The sequence below is a fragment of the Aliikangiella coralliicola genome, from assembly GCF_007004725.1.
In the GTDB taxonomy this organism is placed as follows: domain Bacteria; phylum Pseudomonadota; class Gammaproteobacteria; order Enterobacterales; family Kangiellaceae; genus Aliikangiella; species Aliikangiella coralliicola.
Genome location: NZ_ML660179.1, coordinates 1 through 1,589, shown reverse-complemented (window position 1 = coordinate 1,589; position 1,589 = coordinate 1). Strand labels below are relative to the sequence as shown.

Genomic DNA, 1,589 nt, shown 5'->3' with positions numbered 1-1,589 from the left:
GGCTTATCGTTTACCGCATTGACTGTGACGGTGGCATTGAAAATGTCACTGTTGGCAAAGCCGTCACCGACAACTACCGGCACAATCAAGCTGCCGTTAAAATTAGCATCTGGGATGATGGTGTTGCCGTTTCTCGAATAATTAGCACCATCCTGAACAAACAAAGTAAAACTGCTACTATCAACATCGGTAATATCCAGATGAGAAGTCAAAATATTCAAACTAGAATCTTCATCAAAAGCAGGGATGGTGTGACTGGTAATCACCGGTTTATCATTGATAACTATCACCTCGACAGAGGCATTGTATACATCACTGGTCAGGATACCGTCACTGACCGTTAGAGCCACAGTTAAAGTCCCATTGAAATCGGCTTTAGGTGTAATGGTATTACCCACTCTCGAATAGTTCGGGCTATCTAGAACCGCTAAAGTCAACTCATCATTATCAGCATCGGTTGTCTTAACGTATGATAAATCAATAGCAAGACTGGTATCTTCATTGAAATTCGGCAGCGAAGCATAATGAATCACTGGTTTATCATTTACGCCGTTTACGACCAACATCAACCTGAGAGTGTTACTCGTATCTTGTCCGTCACTCACCGATACAAAAATAACGACAGTGCCGCTCATATTGGCATTGGGAGTAACGGTATTGCCGACAACAGAATAAGCCGGATTTTCATGAATATTGATAGTAAAGCTACTACTATCAACATCACTAATCGTCAGATGGGATAAAGTAATCTCAATACTGGTGTCCTCTAAAATGGACGGAAGCGGCTCTCCTTCGCTAATTACCGGTAAATCATTCACTGATTTCACAATCACCGAAGCACTAAAAGTTTCACTGACAGCCTGTCCATCGCTCACCGTGACTGGCACAGTTAAAGTCCCATTAAAGTTAGCATCGGGTGTTATCTGGTTACCCGTTCGCGAGTAATTTACTCCATCGCCGACCGCCAATATCATGTCACTCGTAAGGCTATCCGCATCAATCACGGTAAAATCATCCAGGCTGATAATCAGACTCTCATCTTCATTGACACTGATAACGCTTTGTGTGGTAACTACTGGCCTATGCTTGACAGAGAAATTTCTCACGACAATGTTGGTCTGATGCGTTTGTGCGTCACTCCCTGTGTATTCTCCCCAGGCTTTCACCTGATGACTACCTCCACTGAGCATACCAAGCTGGTGGGTTCCAACAGTTTTAGAAATCACATCACCATCATCTAATTGAAAGTAAATGGTATCGGAAGCATTTAACCCGCCTACACCAAATGTTATCTCGACATTGTCATCACTATTGTAAGTAGCTTTTGACAACTCAACCGACATCCTGTCACGCACTGTTATGTAATTAGATGACCAATCGGTCGTGCCAACACTGTTGCGCGCCTTAACCCGATAATCGTGTCTGCCCACAGGTAAAGCCTGCTCTAAACTTTCTGAAGGGCCTACGTAAATAGTTTCACCATTTCTTTCGACGGTATATTCTAGAATGGCTGGCTCGGAAATATATTTGAATGTGAAGGTATCACCGATATAGAGCGAGCCGCTATAGCTTATCGCTGGTTGGGTTGG

Annotated in this window: 1 protein-coding gene; it reads right to left on the bottom strand. The window is 43.4% G+C overall.

Annotated elements, in window-relative coordinates; all coding sequences use genetic code 11:
* Window positions 1–1,589 (bottom strand): tandem-95 repeat protein (locus FLL46_RS26855; RefSeq protein WP_142935525.1); only part of this gene is annotated, 1,589 nt, incomplete at both ends.